This is a genomic window from Nocardioides humilatus (genome assembly GCF_008373755.1).
GTDB classification, from domain to species: Bacteria; Actinomycetota; Actinomycetes; order Propionibacteriales; family Nocardioidaceae; genus Nocardioides; species Nocardioides humilatus.
Genome location: NZ_VUJV01000010.1, coordinates 91,443 through 109,164, shown reverse-complemented (window position 1 = coordinate 109,164; position 17,722 = coordinate 91,443). Strand labels below are relative to the sequence as shown.

General features: G+C 69.3%; 19 protein-coding genes. 17 read left to right on the top strand and 2 right to left on the bottom strand.

What is annotated here, in order from left to right; genetic code table 11:
- Positions 1-4 precede the first annotated feature (4 nt).
- The gene (locus F0U44_RS21885; RefSeq protein WP_149730515.1) at positions 5-793 is read right to left on the bottom strand and encodes a hypothetical protein; all 789 of its coding nucleotides are present in this window, start codon (positions 791-793) and stop codon (positions 5-7) included.
- A 108-nt stretch (positions 794-901) separates the two neighbouring features.
- Here F0U44_RS21885 and F0U44_RS21880 point away from each other — a divergent pair, with 108 nt between their 5' ends.
- The 16 genes from F0U44_RS21880 to F0U44_RS21805 all read left to right on the top strand — a co-directional run bounded on the left by F0U44_RS21880 (position 902) and on the right by F0U44_RS21805 (position 15,573).
- Positions 902-1,453 carry an alternate-type signal peptide domain-containing protein gene (locus tag F0U44_RS21880; RefSeq protein ID WP_149730514.1) on the top strand — a complete coding sequence of 184 codons (552 nt, stop codon included), beginning with the start codon at positions 902-904 and terminating at the stop codon, positions 1,451-1,453.
- Positions 1,454-1,457: 4 nt separating this feature from the next.
- Complete coding sequence (locus tag F0U44_RS21875; RefSeq protein WP_149730513.1) at positions 1,458-2,018, top strand: signal peptidase I; 561 nt, start codon at positions 1,458-1,460, stop codon at positions 2,016-2,018.
- A complete protein-coding gene (locus F0U44_RS23320) occupies positions 2,015-2,644 on the top strand; it encodes a hypothetical protein (protein ID WP_223163796.1) in 630 nt (209 codons plus the stop codon). The genes F0U44_RS21875 and F0U44_RS23320 overlap by 4 nt, the downstream gene beginning before the upstream one ends.
- Complete coding sequence (locus F0U44_RS21865) at positions 2,631-3,236, top strand: TasA family protein (protein ID WP_149730512.1); 606 nt, start codon at positions 2,631-2,633, stop codon at positions 3,234-3,236. Before F0U44_RS23320 ends, F0U44_RS21865 begins: the two co-directional genes overlap by 14 nt.
- Positions 3,233-4,228, top strand: a complete 996-nt coding sequence (locus F0U44_RS21860; RefSeq protein ID WP_149730511.1) for a signal peptidase I — start codon at positions 3,233-3,235, stop codon at positions 4,226-4,228. The genes F0U44_RS21865 and F0U44_RS21860 overlap by 4 nt, the downstream gene beginning before the upstream one ends.
- A 30-nt stretch (positions 4,229-4,258) precedes the next feature.
- Complete coding sequence (gene pdxT / locus F0U44_RS21855) at positions 4,259-4,831, top strand: pyridoxal 5'-phosphate synthase glutaminase subunit PdxT (protein WP_223163795.1); 573 nt, start codon at positions 4,259-4,261, stop codon at positions 4,829-4,831.
- A gap of 44 nt (positions 4,832-4,875) precedes the next feature.
- The gene (locus F0U44_RS21850; protein ID WP_149730510.1) at positions 4,876-5,643 is read left to right on the top strand and encodes a YebC/PmpR family DNA-binding transcriptional regulator; all 768 of its coding nucleotides are present in this window, start codon (positions 4,876-4,878) and stop codon (positions 5,641-5,643) included.
- 79 nt (positions 5,644-5,722) lie between these two features.
- A complete protein-coding gene (gene ruvC, locus F0U44_RS21845) occupies positions 5,723-6,247 on the top strand; it encodes a crossover junction endodeoxyribonuclease RuvC (protein ID WP_149730509.1) in 525 nt (174 codons plus the stop codon).
- On the top strand, positions 6,244-6,840 hold the full coding sequence (ruvA, locus tag F0U44_RS21840; RefSeq protein WP_149730508.1) for a Holliday junction branch migration protein RuvA: 597 nt from the start codon (positions 6,244-6,246) through the stop codon (positions 6,838-6,840). The genes ruvC and ruvA overlap by 4 nt, the downstream gene beginning before the upstream one ends.
- Before the next feature lie 6 nt (positions 6,841-6,846).
- Positions 6,847-7,926 (top strand): Holliday junction branch migration DNA helicase RuvB, encoded by a 1,080-nt coding sequence (ruvB, locus tag F0U44_RS21835; protein WP_149730507.1) that lies wholly within the window; start codon positions 6,847-6,849, stop codon positions 7,924-7,926.
- 159 nt (positions 7,927-8,085) lie between these two features.
- Positions 8,086-8,421, top strand: a complete 336-nt coding sequence (gene yajC, locus F0U44_RS21830) for a preprotein translocase subunit YajC (RefSeq protein WP_188113620.1) — start codon at positions 8,086-8,088, stop codon at positions 8,419-8,421.
- Between the two features lies 1 nt (position 8,422).
- Positions 8,423-10,252: a protein translocase subunit SecD gene (secD, locus tag F0U44_RS21825; protein ID WP_149730505.1), complete on the top strand. Its 1,830-nt coding sequence runs from the start codon at positions 8,423-8,425 to the stop codon at positions 10,250-10,252.
- Positions 10,252-11,502 carry a protein translocase subunit SecF gene (gene secF, locus F0U44_RS21820; RefSeq protein ID WP_149730504.1) on the top strand — a complete coding sequence of 417 codons (1,251 nt, stop codon included), beginning with the start codon at positions 10,252-10,254 and terminating at the stop codon, positions 11,500-11,502. The genes secD and secF overlap by 1 nt, the downstream gene beginning before the upstream one ends.
- A 19-nt stretch (positions 11,503-11,521) precedes the next feature.
- Positions 11,522-12,073, top strand: a complete 552-nt coding sequence (locus F0U44_RS21815) for an adenine phosphoribosyltransferase (protein ID WP_188113624.1) — start codon at positions 11,522-11,524, stop codon at positions 12,071-12,073.
- A 41-nt stretch (positions 12,074-12,114) separates the two neighbouring features.
- Positions 12,115-14,442, top strand: a complete 2,328-nt coding sequence (locus tag F0U44_RS21810; protein WP_188113619.1) for a RelA/SpoT family protein — start codon at positions 12,115-12,117, stop codon at positions 14,440-14,442.
- Between the two features lie 180 nt (positions 14,443-14,622).
- Complete coding sequence (locus tag F0U44_RS21805; RefSeq protein WP_149730503.1) at positions 14,623-15,573, top strand: hypothetical protein; 951 nt, start codon at positions 14,623-14,625, stop codon at positions 15,571-15,573.
- Positions 15,574-15,716: 143 nt separating this feature from the next.
- Here the strand turns inward: F0U44_RS21805 and F0U44_RS21800 are convergent, their stop codons facing one another.
- Complete coding sequence (locus F0U44_RS21800) at positions 15,717-16,943, bottom strand: DUF349 domain-containing protein (RefSeq protein WP_149730502.1); 1,227 nt, start codon at positions 16,941-16,943, stop codon at positions 15,717-15,719.
- A 46-nt stretch (positions 16,944-16,989) separates the two neighbouring features.
- On the opposite strand from F0U44_RS21800, the gene F0U44_RS21795 reads away from it, so the two are divergent.
- On the top strand, positions 16,990-17,721 hold the full coding sequence (locus tag F0U44_RS21795; RefSeq protein WP_149730501.1) for an MBL fold metallo-hydrolase: 732 nt from the start codon (positions 16,990-16,992) through the stop codon (positions 17,719-17,721).
- The last annotated feature ends 1 nt before the right edge of the window (position 17,722 follow it).

Below are 17,722 nucleotides of genomic sequence, written 5' to 3'. Positions count from 1 at the left end.
GTCGCTAGTTGCGCAGCTCCGGACACGCGAGCTGCGCACGGTCCTCGTCGCTGAGGGCGTCGTAGTCGCCGACGAGCTCCAAGACGGAGCCGTCGACGTCGAGGTAGACGCGGAAGTCGTACTGGTCCTGCGCCCACCACAGCTGCGGTTCGCCGCCGTCGGACACGGTGTATTCACCCGACGGCTCACCCATCGACGCCACGATCTCCTCGCGGGTCTGGTCGGCCGACAGGCCGCACCAGGCGGAGAGCCACCGGGCTGGTCCGGCGGTCGGATCCGGCGAGGTGTCCGTGCGGTCGGTGACCGAGAAGACGCGCCAGTGCGCCCGGTGGTAGACCATCCGCACCGTGCGTGAGCCCGTCGCCAGGTGCACCTCGAGCAGCGCATCCTCGGCGGTCACCTGGGTGACGGCGACGTCTTTGATCGCGCTGTCGAAGTCGGGGTCCTCCCAGAGCAGCGCCTCGAAGTCGACGCACGGGTCGCCGAGCTCGGCGCGCTCGACGAGGATCGCGTCGTAGCGCAGCTGGATCGTGTAGTCCGGCGCCTGGAGGGTGCAGGCCGTGGCCGCGTCGTGGTCGGCGAGCGCACCGATCCACGCCGAGTACGCCGACGCCGGGTTGTCGCTGCGGTCGATCTCGTCGGGCGTCGAGGGACTGGCGGTGGTCGACGGGGAGCCCGTCGTGTCGGCGAAGGCGCTGCGCTCGTCCTTCTTCGCGTCGTCACTGCAGGCACCGAGAACCCCGGTGGCCGTGATCAGCAGGACCGCGACGCAACCCATGCGCCGGATCGGCATCGGCTTCCCCCTCAGAGTCAGATTCCGCGTTCCGATGAGGAAAGCAGGACGAAGGGGGACCATCGTCTCAAGGAGTGCCTTGGGAGGGGCGCTCAGGGGAGGGACAAAATGAAGAAGTCAACGAAGGGCGCCCTTGCAGCCGCAGCGGCTGCAGCCCTGTTGGTCGGCGGTGCCGGGACGCTCGCGTTCTGGACCGACGACGAGAGCGTGCCCGGCGGCACCATCGACGCCGGCCACCTCGACCTGACCACCGACGTCACCAACACCGGGTGCGGCGACTGGGAGCTCGACTCGGGCGAACAGGCACCGGTCACCTGGAACGACGGGGATCCCTTGGTCCCTGGCGACGTCCTGACCATGGACTGCGCGTTCACCATCGACGCGCAGGGCAACCACCTGCGAGCGACCGTCGCCGCCAGTGCACCGAGCCTGACGGGCAGCCTGGCTGCTGGGCTCGACATCGATGCGGTCGGCCTCACCGTCGGCGGCAGCCCGGCCACCGAGTTCACCGAGGCCGACGACGGCAGCGCGCTCGGAGTCTCGGTCACGGTGACCTTCACCGATCCGGGCACGGCCGACAACACCTACAACGATCCGGACACGGACATCAGCGCGGTGCTGGACGACATCACCGTGACGGCGACCCAGGTCCACAGCTGAGTCGATGCGCGCGGCGCTCGCCTTCGTGCGCCTCGTGCTCGCTTGGTGCGTCATCCTCGGCGCCAGCAGCGTGCTGCTGGCGACCGTGGTGGTGCCACGGCTGGCCGGGGCGACGTCCTACGACGTCCAGACCGGGTCGATGCGGCCCGGCCTGCCTCCCGGCACGCTCGTGGTCGTCCGCCCCGTCGCGCCCGAGCAGATCGGTATCGGCACCGTGGTCACCTACCAGCTCGAGTCGGGTGAGCCGACCGTCGTGACGCACCGGGTGACCGAGATCGGCATCAACCGGGCGGGCGAGCGCGTCTTCCGCACTCAAGGTGACGCCAACGACGCGATCGACCCAGCGCCGGTCCGACCGGTCCAGGTGCGCGGCGCGCTCTGGTACTCCGTGCCGTACGCCGGCCACTTCAACGACCTCGTGACGCGGCGCAGTGGATGGCCGCTCCTGGCCGCGGTGATCGGGCTGCTCGGCTACGCGGGGTGGATGTTCATCGGCGCAGCGCGCGATCGGCGGGCGACACCTGCGGATGCCCCGATCGAGGAAGGGGAGCTCGTCTCGTCATGAACCCGAGGCTGCTCGTGCTCGGAGCACTGCTGGCGTCGGTCGCCTTCGCGACCGGGGCCGCTCCTGCACGCGCCTCGGACGACGCGATCGGCCTGAGCGCCGACGGAGTGACCTGGGGCCACGCGCTGAGCTCGCCTCTGTTCACCCGCAACCACGTCTGGGTGCCCGGCGACCTCGAGGTCCGTTCGTTCTACGTGCGCAACGACGGGCCCACCGGTGCCCGGATGCTCGTGTCGCTGCGCACCCAGGACGGCGACCACTTGATCTCGGACGACGACGTCGTGCTGTCGGCCCGGGCCGCCGGAGGGCGCTGGAGGAGCGTCGACAACGGAGGCGACGTCACGCCTCTGGTGCGCGGCGCCCTCGCGCAGGGAGAGGCGGTCCGGGTCGACCTGCGCGCCCTCTTCCGCTGGCGGTCGACCAACGAGTCGATGGTGGACCAGGTGCCACTCCGGATCGAGGTGACTCTCCGCCAGGACACGTCCGCGCAGGTCGGGGACGGCACCCTGCCGGGGGTCGGCAGCAACGTCTCCTGGTGGCTGCTCGCCTCCGCCGTCGCGAGCATCCTCGGCGGCGTTGCCCTGGTGGCGGTCGCGCGGGGCAGGAGGCGCGATGAGCAGGCATAGCGCGCCCCGTCGTACGGGTCGGGTCCGGGCGGCTCTGTGCCTCGGCCTGCTCGCCGGCGTCGCGACTGCGACGAGCCTCGCCTACTGGACCGACGACGTCGCGATCTCCGGTTCGACCTTCACCGCGGCGACGCTCGACCTCGAGGTCGACAACGCGGATCCCTTCACTGGAGCCACCGTCCTGTCGATGACAGACATGGTGCCCGGTGCGACGTCCGCCCAGGTCCTCACGGTCAAGAACGCCGGTACCGCGCCGCTGAAGTACACCCTGGTGGGTGGGCTCAGTGGCGGTGGCGCGTCGGCGTACAACACGGCGGCGGCGCTGCGCCTGACCATCGTCCTCAACGGGACGAAGTCGGGATCCGGCAACACCAGCACCTGCACCGGAGGTACGACGATCTACGGCCCGACCGCCCTGACCAGCACCACGACCACGTCGATCCTGACCCGGCGCCCCGCCTCGGCGCTGGTGACGGCGGCGACGGAGTCGTTGTGCTTCCAGGTCACCTTCGACTCGAGTGCGCCCTCCTCCCTGCAGGGCGTCGCGGTCAGCGCCGTCTTCACCGCGACCGGCACCTCGGACGTGTCATGACGTCCCGGCACCGGATCGCGGGCCTCCGGGACCTGATGCTGTCGGTGGGCGCGGTGCTGGGGACCGCGGTGTTCCTGGTGATGGTCGGCGGTCTCGCCGTCGGCGTGCGTCCGGTCGTGATCACGTCCGGCTCCATGGAGCCGACCATCAGCACCGGCGCGATGGTCGTCTCCCGCTCGGTGTCAGCAGACGACGTGGCCGTCGGCGACGTCGTCACGGTGCGTACGACGACCGGTTCCCGGGTGACCCACCGCGTCGTCGAGATCTCGGGCGACGGCGGGGTGGTCACCTTGCGCCTCAAGGGTGATGCCAACGCCGACCCCGACCCGGTCTCCTACCCGGCGACCGAGGTCGGCAAGGCGGTCGTTGACGTTCCCTACGTGGGCTACTTGCTGATGGCGGTCAACACTCCGGTCGGGCTCGTGGTGATCGGAGGCCTCAGCGCGCTGCTCGTCCTGCTGACCCTGCGCGGCAACGCGCCACGCCAGGGCCTGCCGCGCACTGCGCATCGGGGCAGTCGGCGGGGGAGCCGCGGCCGACGTACTGCCGCAGCCGCGACGGCTGCTGTCGTCACGGTCGGCGCGCAGGGCCCGGCGGACGCGACGCCGTGGACCGACGACGTCGCCGTCAGCGGCTCCGCCTTCACCGCCTACGACGTACCGAAGCCGACCATCCAGAGCTGCACCGTCACCGGGCCGGCCCTCGGGCAGAAGACAGCGACGATCGTGTGGGCCGACGTCTCGACGCCCTACCAGCTCAACTACAGCGCGATCATCGTCGAGACCGGCCAGTCGATGGTCGTCACGGACAACGGCGCCACCCGGCAGACGCAGTTCTCCGCAGGGCTCCTCTCGACGGTCCTCAACGCCACCTACAACGTGCGGGTCACTGCGTCGCTGCCTGCCCCGGGGGGCACGTGGACCGATACCTCCAACCAGCCGGTGACGATCGGGCTGCTCGGCATCAGCCTGACCTGCGGGGCCGCCAACTGAGCGACCGCCGCCGGTGACTAATCTCGGGGGGTGAAATCGGTCGGAGTGTTCGCGCTGCAGGGAGACGTCCGCGAGCACCTCGCGACCCTGACCGAGCTGGGCGCCGACGCGTTCTCCGTGCGTCGCCCCGAGGAGCTCGCCCGGTGCGACGCGCTCGTGCTGCCGGGCGGCGAGTCGACGACGATGGCCAAGCTCGCGCGTACCTTCGAGCTGCTCGAGCCGCTGCGCGAGCGGGTCGCCTCGGGCATGCCGACCTTCGGCACGTGCGCCGGGATGATCCTGCTCGCCGACCGGATCCTCGACGGCGCGGTCGGCCAGGAGACGATCGGCGGCCTCGACGTCACGGTTCGGCGCAACGCGTTCGGCCGCCAGGTCGACTCCTTCGAGTCCGAGGTGGACGTCGTGGGCCTCGACGAGCCCGTCCACGCGGTCTTCATCCGGGCACCGTGGGTGGAGGAGGTCGGGCCCGAGGTCGAGGTCCTCGCCGAGGCGGAGGGTCACCCGGTCGCCGTACGGCAGGGGCACCTGCTCGCCACGTCCTTCCACCCGGAGGTCGACGGCGACGGGCGCATCCACCGACTCTTTCTCGAGCAGATCCGCTAGGTAGACTCGCGCGCTGGTAGCAGGACGGGACGGAAGAGGGACACATGTCGGGCCACTCCAAATGGGCGACCACCAAGCACAAGAAGGCCGCGATCGACGCCAAGCGCGGCAAGCTCTTCGCGAAGCTGATCAAGAACATCGAGATCGCCGCGAAGATGGGTGGTCCTGACGCTTCTGGCAACCCGACCCTCTACGACGCCATCCAGAAGGCGAAGAAGCAGTCGGTCCCCAACAAGAACATCGACTCCGCGGTCAAGCGCGGCGGTGGTCTCGAGGGTGGCGGCGTCAACTACGAGACGATCATGTACGAGGTCTACGGGCCTCAGGGCGTCGCTCTCCTCGTCGAGTGCCTCACCGACAACAAGAACCGCGCCGCGATGGAGGTCCGCACTGCGGTCACCCGCAACGGCGGCACGATGGCCGACCCGGGCTCGGTCTCCCGCCTCTTCACCCGCAAGGGAGTCGTGGTCGTACCGAAGGCCCAGGAGGGCAAGTCGATCTCCGAGGATGACGTGCTCGAGGCCACCCTCGACGCGGGGGCCGAGGAGGTCGCCGACCTCGGTGACGGCTTCGAGGTGCAGTCCGAGGCGACCGACGTCGTCGCGGTCCGTACGGCGCTCCAGGACGCCGGCATCGACTACGACTCCGCCGAGGTCCAGTTCGTCGCCCAGATGGACATCCCCGTCGCCGACCCCGACGCCGCGGGCAAGGTCTTCCGCCTGATCGACGCCGTCGACGACCTCGACGACGTGCAGAACGTCTTCTCCAACGCCGACGTCCCCGACGACGTCCTCGACGCGATCGACGCCTAGCGCCACCGGGCGTGTCTCCGCCGCGTCAGCGGGGGACCGCGTTAGCCTGCGAACACATGTTCGACAGGAAGGTGGGCGGATGCGCGTCCTCGGGATCGATCCCGGACTGACCCGCTGCGGGATGGGCGTGGTCGAGGGTGATGTCGGTCGGCCGTTGAAGCTGATCGACGTCAACGTGATCCGTACGTCGTCGCACCTGCCGGTGCCCGAGCGGCTGGTGTCCATCGAGCAGGGCATCGAGGCGTGGCTCGACGAGCACCGCCCCGACGCGGTCGCGGTCGAGCGGGTGTTCGCCCGCGCCGACGTGAGCACCGTGATGGGCACGGCCCAGGCCAGCGGGATCGCGATGGTGTGCGCGGCGCGACGGGGCCTCCCGATCGCCCTCCACACGCCCACCGAGGTCAAGGCCGCGGTGTCGGGCAACGGTCGCGCCGACAAGGCGCAGGTCGGCGCCATGGTGACGCGCATCCTGCGGCTCGACGCGATGCCCAAGCCGGCCGACGCCGCCGACGCGCTCGCCCTAGCCATCACGCACATCTGGCGGGGCGGGGCCCAGGCCAGGATCGACGCGGCCGTGGCGGCCGCAGGAGGTGTCTGTCGGTGATCGCTCACGTCCGGGGCAAGGTCGCGGCCATCACGTTGTCGAGCGCGGTGCTCGAGGTCGGGGGAGTCGGGCTCGAGCTCATGTGCACGCCTGGCACGCTCGCCGGACTCCGCACCGGTCACGAGGCCACCCTGCCCACGAGCATGGTCGTCCGTGAGGACTCACTGACCCTGTTCGGTTTCGCCGACGAGGACGAGAAGACCGTCTTCGAGCTGGTGCAGACCGCATCGGGAGTCGGTCCGAAGCTCGCGCAGGCCATGCTCGCCGTACTGTCTCCGGACGGGGTGCGCACCGCCATCGCGGCCGACGACGTGAAGACCCTGACCAAGGTGCCGGGCATCGGTCAGAAGGGCGCGCAGCGGATCATCCTCGAGCTCAAGGACCGGATCGGCTCGCCCAGCGGACGGATCGCCGCGCCGCTCGCTGCCGCTGCGGCGCCCTGGCGCGACCAGGTGGCCCAGGGTCTGATCGGCCTCGGCTACAACGCCAAGGACGCGGACAAGGCCGTCGACGCCGTCGCCGACGACGCCGGCGACCTCCCTGATGTCGGCTCGCTGCTGCGTGCCGCGCTCCGCTCGCTCTCGAAGGCCTGATCGGTCATGCCGTTTCACGAGGACGAGCTCGAGATCGCGGAGGAGTCGCACCTGCGCTCGCTGACCGCGCTCGAGGCCGAAGGTGACGAGCGGGCCGTCGAGGCCGCGCTCCGGCCGCGGAGCCTCGACGAGGTCGTCGGGCAGACGCGGGTGCGTGACCAGCTCGGCCTGGTGCTCGAAGCCGCGCGCCGCCGCGGGCGCGCCCCCGACCACGTGCTGCTCTCCGGTCCGCCCGGCCTCGGCAAGACCACCTTGGCCATGATCATCGCCCACGAGATGCAGGCGCCGCTGCGGCTCACGAGCGGGCCCGCGATCACCCACGCCGGCGACCTCGCTGCGATCCTCTCGGGGCTCAACGAGGGCGACGTGCTGTTCGTCGACGAGATCCACCGGATGTCGCGGCCCGCCGAGGAGATGCTCTACATGGCGATGGAGGACTTCCGGGTCGACGTGGTCATCGGCAAGGGGCCGGGCGCGACGGCGATCCCGCTGGAGATCCCGCCCTTCACGCTCGTGGGCGCCACCACGCGCGCCGGGTTGTTGCCCGGGCCACTGCGCGACCGCTTCGGCTTCACCGCTCACCTCGAGTTCTACGAGTCCGCCGACCTCGACCGCATCGTGCACCGCTCCGCCGGCCTGCTCGACGTCGACCTGACCGTCGAGGGGTCCGCAGAGATCGCGTCCCGGTCACGGGGCACGCCCCGCATCGCCAATCGCCTGCTCCGCCGGGTGCGCGACTTCGCGCAGGTGCGCGCCGACGGCGTCGTCACCCACCAGGTCGCAGAGTCGGCGCTCGAGCTCTACGAGGTCGACCAGCTCGGCCTCGACCGCCTCGACCGCGCCGTGATCGATGCGCTGTGCCGCCGGTTCGGCGGTGGCCCCGTGGGTGTCTCGACGCTCGCGGTTGCCGTCGGAGAGGAGCGCGAGACGGTCGAGGAGGTGGCCGAGCCGTTCCTGGTCCGCATCGGCTTCCTCGCCCGCACCCCGCGCGGCCGGATCGCGACGCCCGCAGCCTGGGAGCACCTCGGTCTGACGCCTCCGCCGCTCGCGGTCGAGCCGGTCGATCCGACGCTCTTCGAGGAGTAGTCGACCCGCAGGCCACAATCGCCGACGGCGATGTGGGCTGCGCAACACCCGCGGCTACACTTCCCGACGGCCCGACCCAGGGTTTCCGTGCGCATGCCCGGAACTTCTGCGGGCCACCTCCCCGTTGGACGCCCGGAAGGCTCTTTGGTGATTTATTCAGTGCTGTGGATCCTCGCGATCGCGGTGATCTTCTGGCTGCTGATCATCCGTCCGGCGCAGCGGCGCCAGAAGGAGATCGCCCAGGTGCAGTCGTCCATCGCCCCCGGTGAGACCGTGGTCCTCACCTCGGGCATCTTCGGCACGGTCAGCGAGGTCGACGACCTGACGATGCATGTCGAGATCGCGCCGGGCGTGGCCATCAAGGTCGCCCGAGGCGCGGTCGGCTCGGTCATCCGGCCTGACGACGAACTCGAGGACGAGCCCGAGGACGAGTCCGACGAACCTGCGGTCCAGGACGACCCTGCGACCACCGACGACGACAACGAGGAGCGCTGACGTGGCGGCCCGTCGCTACCGGCCCGGCCGGTCCCTGATCATCTTCGTCCTGGGCGTGGCCGTGATGTACGGCCTCGTCGCCCTCAACGGCACCTGGAAGCCGTCGCTCGGCCTCGACCTCCAGGGCGGTCTGCGGATCACGCTCACCGCAGACGGCAGCCCGAGCGATGCCAACCTCGAGGAGGCGCGCCGGATCATCGACCAGCGCGTCAACGGCTCGGGCATCGTCGAGGCCGAGGTCACCACGCAGTCCGGCAAATACATCGTGGTCGAGATCCCCGGCTCCACCGAGAACCGCCGCGAGACCGAGGACCTGGTCCGCAAGCAGGCCCAGCTGCGCTTCCGCCTGGTCGCGTGCGAGGAAGGTTCTTCGGGCCCTTGCGCCACCACGGGCGGCGGCCTCGGCCGCGTGCCGCTGTCCCTCGAGGACCCGACGGACAAGCCGGGCAAGAAGGGCGGCGAGGGCGACAAGTCCAGCGAGCCGTCCGACAACCCGAGCCCCAGCGACACGGCGAGCCCCAGCGACACGGCGTCGCCCTCCGACACGGCCAGCCCCAGCGACACGGCCTCGCCGACCGACACCGCTACTGACGGCGGTGACGGGACCGACGAGGAGACCGCCAACAGCGGCAACACCGCCGAGGACGCACTCGCGTGGGTCCAGGCGCCCGACCAGGAGTCGATCGCTCTCTTCAACTCGCTGCAGTGCAACGGCGACAAGGAAGACAAGACGGTCCCCTACGCGGCTCTCTACACGGTCGACAAGGACGGCGCGAAAGTCCTTGCTCCGCAGCCCGACGAGCCCGACCAGCCGCTCGTCGCCTGCGAGGTCCGTGGCGACTCGGTCATCAAGTACCTCCTGTCGCGCTCGGTCATCGAGGGCACCGAGCTCACCGACGCTGGCGCGACGATCCCGACGGGCGAGCTGAAGTGGGTGGTGACCCTCGACATCGGCAACGACAAGGACAAGGCCTACCCCAAGGGCTCGGCCGGCGGCGAGGACGACTTCGAGACGATTTCGCGCGCGCTGGTCTCCAACGGCGGGCAGTTCGCGATCGTGCTCGACGGCCAAGTGCTGTCGGCCCCCGTCATGCAGGCCGTCATCTCGGACGGCAACTCCCAGATCAGTGGTGACTTCACCGAGGAGTCGGCGCAGAACCTGGCGACCAGCCTCAAGTTCGGTGCCCTCCCGATCGCGTTCGAGAAGGACGTGACGACCGAGGACATCGGTCCGTCACTCGCCGGTGACCAGCTCTCCGCGGGCCTCCTCGCGGGCGGCATCGGCCTCGCGCTCGTCATGCTCTACTGCCTGCTCTACTACCGCGGGCTGGGCCTGGTCGTCGTGAGCTCACTGTTCGTCGCGGCGGGCATCACCTACGCCGCCGTACTGCTCCTCAGCGAGGCCGCGGGCTTCACGCTGACGCTGCCCGGCATCGCCGGTCTGATCATCGCGGTCGGTATCACAGCCGACTCGTTCGTCATCTACTTCGAACGCATCCGCGACGAGATGCGCGAAGGCAAGTCGATGCGCGTCGCCGTCGAGACCGGTTGGGCTCGCGCGCGGGTCACCCGGGTCGCGGCCAACACCGTCTCGATCCTGTCCGCGGTGGTGCTCTACATCTTCGCGACCGGCGCGGTGAAGGGCTTCGGTTTCGCCCTCGGTCTCTCGACGCTGGTCGACCTCGCCGTCCTGTTCTGGTTCACGAAGCCGCTGGTGTCGTGGCTGGCGCAGTTCAAGGCGTTCAACTCGGGCCACAAGCTGTCCGGCCTCAGCCCTGAGACGCTGGGCATGGACACGCCGAAGGTCCGCACGGCTGGAGGAAACGCCTGATGGGCAAGATGTCGCGGCTCGGCAACGAGCTCTACAACGGTCACAAGTCGATCGACTTCGTCGGCAAACGCCTGCTCTGGTACGGCGTCACGGCGGTCCTGGTCGGTCTCGCGATCACGTTCGTGATCGTCAAGCCGCTCAACTTCGGCGTGGAGTTCAAGGGCGGCACGGAGATCAAGGTCACCGTCTCCCAGGGCGTCAACCAAGACGATGCCGACGAGCTGCGCGAGTCGATCGCCGACGCCGACATCAAGGGTGCGGAGAACCCGTCGGTGAGCACCGCGGGCAGTGACGCCCTGGTGCTCACCACCGAGGAGCTCTCGCAGGCGGGTGAGGACGACGTCACCGCCGCGATCACCGACCTGTTCCCCGATGTCGACGTCGACAGCGACATCTCGGTCCAGCAGGTCGGTCCGAGCTGGGGCCGTGAGGTCGCCCAGCGGGCGCTCATCGGTATCGCCGTGTTCCTGGTGCTGGTCGTGCTCTTCATCTGGGCCTACTTCCGCGAGTGGAAGATGTCGGTCGCGGCTCTCGTGGCGCTGTTCCACGACGTCGCGCTGACCATCGGTGTCTACGCCCTGTCCGGCTTCCAGGTGACGCCTGCCGCGGTCACCGGTCTGCTCGCGATCCTCGGGTTCTCCCTCTACGACACGGTGGTCGTGTTCGACAAGATCAAGGAGAACACCACCAAGCTCCGCAAGAGCAGCCAGTCCTACTCCGACGCCGCCAACCTCGCGGTCAACCAGACGCTGGTGCGGTCGATCAACACCAGCATCGTGGCGCTGATCCCGATCGGCGCGATCCTCTACGTCAGTGCCGTCCAGCTCGGTGCCAGCTCGCTGCAGGACCTCGCCCTCGCACAGTTCGTCGGCATGGGTGCGGGTGTCTACTCCTCCGTCATGCTCGCACCGCGGGTCCTCGTGCAGCTGAAGTCGCGCGAGACCGAGGTCGTGGAGCAGGCCCGTCGCGCGAAGGCGAAGCAGCGTGCGCTGGCCGACCGCTACGCCGCGGTGCCGGTCTTCAAGGACAACATGCCGGTCGCCGACGAGCCGCGCGACGACCGGCCGAGCAAGTCGGACCAGACCGAGCGTGCCTCATCGGCCGAGGGCGGCAACGTCGCCCAGTCGTCCGACGACGCCATGGGCAAGGGCCGCAACGCTCCAGCCCCGACGCGTCCGATCGCCCCGAGCAGCAGTGCCGGCCGTCAGCAGCCGACGCGGCAGGCGCGGTCGAAGCGCGGCAAGAAGTAGAGGCCGTCCGGTGGGGGAGCTGACGGCGGCGCAGGCCGCCGGGGCCGACGCACTGGCGCGCCTGGTCCGCGACGTCGCGGACTTCCCGACGGCGGGGATCGTCTTCAAGGACATCACCCCGCTGCTGGCCGACCCCGACGGACTGCGCGCGGTCGTTGCGGGGTTGGCCGACGCCGGCCGCGACGATGACGGTCGTCCGGCCGTCGACAAGGTCGTCGGCATGGAGGCACGCGGGTTCATCCTGGGTGCGCCCGTCGCCCTCGAGCTCGGTGTGGGGTTCGTCCCCGTGCGCAAGGCCGGCAAGCTGCCCGGCGAGACCCACGCCGTCGCCTACGCGCTCGAGTACGGCGACGCCGTGCTCGAGATCCACTGCGACGCCGTCGCGGCGGGGGAGCGGGTGCTGGTGATCGACGACGTGCTCGCCACTGGTGGCACCGCTCGCGCCACGGCCGACCTCGTCGCGGCCTGCGGTGGGACGGTTGCGGGCATGGCGTTCTTGATGGAGCTGTCTTTCCTCCCGGGGCGAGCGACCGTCGGTGACGTCGCCGTCACGGCGCTGTCGGTCGTCTGACCGCCGACCAGTCACAGCCGCCTGGCTAATAGACTCCCGACATGAGTGAGGAACGGGCGGGCGATCGGCCCGTTCCTGCGCGCGCTCCGGAGGTCCCGAGCGCCCCGAGCGACATCGGCGGTGGTGGCCGCACCATGCGCGCCCGCCTGGCCCGGATGGGCAGTCGTACGTCGACGTCCAACCCGGTGCTCGAGCCGCTGTTCCGCGCCGTACGTGCCAGCCACCCGAAGGCCGACCTGGCGCTCCTCGAGCGTGCCTACGTCACCGCCGAGCGGCTGCACGGCACCCAGATGCGCAAGAGCGGTGATCCCTACATCACCCACCCGCTCGCGGTGACGACGATCCTCGCCGGCATCGGCATGACGGAGCCGACGTTGGTGGCGGCGCTGCTGCACGACACGGTCGAGGACACGCCCTACACGTTGGAGGAGTGTCGCCGGGACTTCGGTGACGAGGTCGCGCGCCTCGTCGACGGCGTGACCAAGCTCGACAAGGTCGTCTACGGCGACTCCGCGCAGGCGGAGACGATCCGCAAGATGATCGTCGCGATGTCGCGCGACATCCGGGTGCTCGTCATCAAGCTCGCCGACCGGCTCCACAACATGCGCACGCTGCGCTACGTGCCGCAGAAGAGCCAGGAGCGCACGGCTCGCGAGACGCTCGACATCTACGCGCCGCTCGCGCACCGGCTCGGCATGAACACGATCAAGTGGGAGCTCGAGGACCTCGCGTTCGCGACCCTGCACCCCAAGATCTACGACGAGATCGTGCGGATGGTCGCGGAGCGGGCGCCGTCGCGCGACCAGTTCCTCGCCGAAGTGATCACCCAGGTCGAGAAGGACCTGCGCGACGCCAAGATCAAGGCGACCGTCACCGGGCGGCCGAAGCACTACTACTCGATCTACCAGAAGATGATCGTCGGAGGCCGCGACTTCTCCGACATCTACGACCTGGTCGGCATCCGGATCCTCGTCGAGGAGGACCGCGACTGCTACGGCGTCCTCGGCGTGCTGCACTCGCGCTGGAACCCCGTGCTCGGGCGGTTCAAGGACTACGTCGCGATGCCGAAGTTCAACATGTACCAGTCGCTGCACACGACGGTCATTGGTCCGCAGGGCAAGCCGGTCGAGATGCAGATCCGCACGTTCTCCCAGCACCGGCGAGCCGAATACGGTGTCGCGGCCCACTGGAAGTACAAGGAGGACGGCCGCACCGGCACCGACACCGACAAGCGCGCCGATCTCGACGACATGAGCTGGGTCCGCCAGCTCCTCGACTGGCAGAGCGAGGTCGAGGACCCGGGCGAGTTCCTCGAGTCCCTGCGCTTTGAGATCAACCAGACCGAGACCTACGTCTTCACGCCGCGAGGCGACGTCATCGCGCTGCCGTCCAACGCGACGCCCGTCGACTTCGCCTACGCGGTGCACACCGAGGTCGGCCACCGCACGATCGGCTCGCGGGTCAACGGACGCCTGGTCCCGCTGGAGTCGACCCTGGAGAACGGCGACGTCGTCGAGGTCTTCACCTCCAAGTCGCCGACAGCCGCTCCCTCCCGTGACTGGCTCAACTTCGTCAAGTCGCCCCGTGCCCGCTCGAAGATCAAGCAGTGGTTCACCAAGGAGCGCCGCGAGGAGGCGATCGAGCACGGCAAGGACGAGATCGCCAAGCTCATGCGCAAGGAGGGCCTGCCCCTCCAACGACTCCTGACGCACGACTCGCTCAACCTGATCGCCGAGCACTTCCGCCTCGCCGACGTCACGGCGCTCTACGCCGCGGTGGGCGAGGGCAACCTGGGTGCCCAGGCCGTCGTACGACGCGTCATCGAGCTGCACGGCGGTGACGAGGGAGCCCAAGAGGACCTCGCCGAGGCCATCACCATCACCGGTCGCCGCAGCCGGCCCCGGCGCCTCGCGCCCGGCACCGACGCCGGCGTCATCGTGAAGAGTGCTCCGGACGTCTGGGTGAAGCTCGCCAAGTGCTGCACCCCGGTCCCGCCCGACGCCATCTTGGGCTTCGTGACCAAGGGGGGTGGCGTCTCGGTGCACCGCAAGGACTGCACCAATGCATCCAACCTGCTCGAGCAGCCGGAGAAGGTGCTCGAGGTCGAGTGGGCCCCGACCGGTCAGACGACCTTCCTGGTCAACATCCAGGTCGAGGCCCTCGACCGCTCACGGCTGCTGTCCGACATCACCATGGTGCTGTCCGACGCCCACGTGAACATCCTGTCCGCCAACCTCACCACCACGCGTGACCGGGTCGCCAAGACCCGCTTCACCTTCGAGATGGCGGACGCCAAGCACCTCGACACCGTGCTCAAGAACGTCCGCAGCATCCCCGGCGTGTTCGACGCCTACCGCGTCACGCAGTAGCCGCCGTCGCGGGGCGTGACTGCAGGAATCCCCGGTGCACCGGGGATTCCTGCAGTTCTGGGCCGTTGCAACCACCCAGAAGCGCCAGAATCCGTCCCTTGCCAAGCGGCGAACGCCAGCCGTCCACAGGTCTGAACTCGGTCATCGGTGCGGAGCCGTACCCTCCGCGAGGGTCTGCGCATGCTCATCAATCCCGAGGACCCACGCCTGGCCCCGGTTAGCCTTCGTCGCGAGCTGATTGCGGGCGGCGAGTCCGACCGAACGATTGCAAAGGCCCTTGCTTCTGGCGCACTGGCGAGACCGCGGCGTGGTGCCTACACCGATGGGCCCTCGTGGAGGTCGATGACGGCCGAACAGCAGTACGCAGTTCGTAGCCGAGCGGCTTACCGACAGGCGCAGACCGCTGTGTTCCTCAGCCACGTTTCTGCTTTACCCCTACTGGACGCCCCTGTCTGGGGATTCGGCCTCGATGATGTGCACCTGACCCGCGACGATGGCAAGGCTGGGCGACGCGAGGCCGGCATTCAGCAGCATTGCGGCAGGGTTCTGGAGGGCGACTGCCAGTCGGCGTACGGCGTCGCCATCAGCTCGCCGTTACGCGCCACCCTCGAAGCAGCGACCGTGGGTAGCGTGGAGAGCACGTTGGTGGTGGCCAACCACTTCCTCCATCGCGGCGACTTCACCAAGGCCGAACTGCAGGAACGTTTTGAGATCGCGATCGTCGGCTGGCCCTTCTCCCTGCGAACCGACCTGGTCATCCGGCTGTCGGATCCGCGGATCGAGTCGGTCGGCGAGACCCGCACCTTGTGTTTCCTGTGGCGCCGTCACTTCCCGCGACCCGTTCCTCAGTTCGAAGTTCGTGATGCCGACGAACTGGTCGCGCTCCTCGACTTCGCCCTGCCCGACCAGAAGGTGTGGATCGAGTTCGATGGGAAGGTCAAGTACCAGCGGCATCTGCGACCCGGCGAGGACGTGACCGCGGCGGTCCTTCGGGAGAAGCGCCGCGAGGAGCGCATCATGGAGCTAACGGGCTGGCGTCCCTTTCGGATCACATGGTGGGACCTGGAGCACCCGGACCAGTTGGCAGCGCGGCTCCAACGGCTGATCGAGGCATCGGCGGGCGCCGCATAGCGGCTGGAACAATCTCTCTGAGCCCCTCGTGTCACAGCACCCAGGCCGTTCCCGCGGTTCCAGGGGTTTGCAACCCCCCAAAACTGCAGGAATCCCCGGTGCACCGGGGATTCCTGCACGTGAGCGTCCGGCAGTAGCCGCTCTCAGCTGTAGTCGGCGCTGGCCTGCTTGGCCATGTCGAGGAAGGACCTGCGACCCTCGAGGTTCTCCTCGAGATCCTTGACCTTCTTGGCGTCACCGGCCGCGCGGGCCTTGTCGAGCTTGGCCTCGAGGTCGGCGATGGCGGCCTCGAGCTTGGACACCATGTCGTCGGCACGGGCGGACTTCTCGGGGTCGGTGCGCTTCCAGTGCTCGTCCTCGACCTTGCGGATCGCCTGCTCGACGGTGCGCATGCGGCCCTCGAGCTCCTTGATGCGGTCGCGGGGGACCTTGCCGGCCTCGTCCCAGCGGTCGGCGAGGTCGCGGAAGGCGGCCTTGGCGGCGATGAGGTCGGTAACGGGCAGGAGCGCCTCAGCCTCGACGATCAGCTGTTCCTTGACCACCGCGTTGGCGGCGAACTCTGCGTCGAGCGCTGCGTTGGCCTCGTCGCGGGCAGTGAAGAAGACATCCTGGGCGCCACGGAAGCGCTTCCAGAGCTCGTCGTCGATGCCCTTGGGGGCCGATCCGGCGGCCTTCCAGTCGCGCATCATGTCGCGGTAGCGGCCCGCGGTCGGGCCCCAGTCGGTGGAGCTCGAGAGGCCCTCGGCCTCCTTGGCGAGGCGCTCCTTGATGATGCGCGCGGCCTCGCCCTTCTCGTCGAGCTCGGCGAAGTGGACCTTGCGGGCCTTGGTGTAGGCCGAGCGCGCCGAGGAGAAGCGCTTCCACAGCGCGTCGTCGGCGGCCTTCTCGATCCGGGGCAGCTTCTTCCACTGCTCGAGGAGGTCGCGGAGCCGGTTGGCGCCGTGCTTCCAGTCGTTGCCGTGGGCGATCGCCTCGGCCTCGACGGCGAGCTTCTCCTTCTCGCCAGCTGCCTCGGTGGAGCGTCGTGCCTTCTCCGTACGACGCGCCTCCCGCTGAGCCGCGAGGACCGGGCCGAGCTCGTCGAGCCGCGCACCGAGCTGCGCGAGGTCGCCGACGGCGTGGGCGTCGGTCACCTGCTCGCGCAGGGACTTGATGGCGTGCATCGCCTCGTCGGGGGACAACACCCCCGAGAGCACCCGCTTGTGCAGGAGCTCGACGGTCACCGCGAGCGCTTCGAAGCGCCGCGTGTAGAACTCCATCGCCTCCGTCGGAGTGGCGTCCGGCATCTGTCCGACTGACCGTTCGCCGTCGGCCGTCTTCACATAGACAGTGCCGTCGTTGTCGACTCTGCCCCACTCGCTCGCAGTCACAATGGGCAATGCTAAAGGAGAGCAGGCTGGCCGATAGGCTGGGTCGGTGCTGATCGCCGGCTTCCCCGCAGGACCATGGGGCACCAACTGCTACGTCGCCGCCACTTCTGCAGGCGCGGAGTGCGTGGTGATCGACCCCGGGAAGGACGCCGCTCCCGGCATCGCCGACGTGATCCGTGAGCACAAGCTCAAGCCCGTGGCGATCCTCCTCACCCACGGCCACATCGACCACATGTGGAGCGTGACGCCGGTTGCCGGCACCTACGACGCGACCGCGTGGATCCACCCGCAGGACCGCCACCTCCTCGCCGACCCGCTGGCCGGCATCTCCCGTGAGACGGCCGCGATGATGCTCGGCATGCCCGAGGGCAAGTTCGAGTTCGCGGAGCCTGATGACGTGCGTGAGCTCGCCGACGGCGTCGACCTCGAGCTCGCGGGCCTGCGCTTCGTCGTCGACCACACGCCCGGACACACCCCGGGTTCCGTGACGTTCCGGACGCCGTACGCCGACCACGCGGACGTCAGCGAGGTCATGTTCTCCGGCGACCTGCTGTTCGAGGGCTCGATCGGCCGCACCGACCTGCCGGGGGGTGACCACCTGACGATGCTGCGCAGCCTGGCCAGCAAGGTGCTGACGCTGCCCGACGACGTCGTCGTGCTGCCGGGCCACGGCGGCCAGACGTCCATCGGTCGCGAGCGTGCGACCAACCCCTTCCTGCTCGAGCTCCAGGACCCCGTCGATGGCGGCACCGCCGGACGAGTCAGCCGGGGGCTGTGAC

Bases quoted from the DNA above. Each gene is read 5' to 3' on its own strand.
- F0U44_RS21865 (WP_149730512.1), top strand. From the start codon at position 2,631: ATGAGCAGGCATAGCGCGCCCCGTCGTACGGGTCGGGTCCGGGCGGCT.
- F0U44_RS21810 (WP_188113619.1), top strand. From the start codon at position 12,115: ATGAGTGAGGAACGGGCGGGCGATCGGCCCGTTCCTGCGCGCGCTCCG.
- ruvC (WP_149730509.1), top strand. From the start codon at position 5,723: ATGCGCGTCCTCGGGATCGATCCCGGACTGACCCGCTGCGGGATGGGC.
- F0U44_RS21860 (WP_149730511.1), top strand. From the start codon at position 3,233: ATGACGTCCCGGCACCGGATCGCGGGCCTCCGGGACCTGATGCTGTCG.
- F0U44_RS21880 (WP_149730514.1), top strand. From the start codon at position 902: ATGAAGAAGTCAACGAAGGGCGCCCTTGCAGCCGCAGCGGCTGCAGCC.
- F0U44_RS21875 (WP_149730513.1), top strand. From the start codon at position 1,458: ATGCGCGCGGCGCTCGCCTTCGTGCGCCTCGTGCTCGCTTGGTGCGTC.
- F0U44_RS21850 (WP_149730510.1), top strand. From the start codon at position 4,876: ATGTCGGGCCACTCCAAATGGGCGACCACCAAGCACAAGAAGGCCGCG.
- ruvB (WP_149730507.1), top strand. From the start codon at position 6,847: ATGCCGTTTCACGAGGACGAGCTCGAGATCGCGGAGGAGTCGCACCTG.
- F0U44_RS23320 (WP_223163796.1), top strand. From the start codon at position 2,015: ATGAACCCGAGGCTGCTCGTGCTCGGAGCACTGCTGGCGTCGGTCGCC.
- F0U44_RS21805 (WP_149730503.1), top strand. From the start codon at position 14,623: ATGCTCATCAATCCCGAGGACCCACGCCTGGCCCCGGTTAGCCTTCGT.
- secF (WP_149730504.1), top strand. From the start codon at position 10,252: ATGGGCAAGATGTCGCGGCTCGGCAACGAGCTCTACAACGGTCACAAG.
- F0U44_RS21885 (WP_149730515.1), bottom strand. From the start codon at position 793: ATGCCGATCCGGCGCATGGGTTGCGTCGCGGTCCTGCTGATCACGGCC.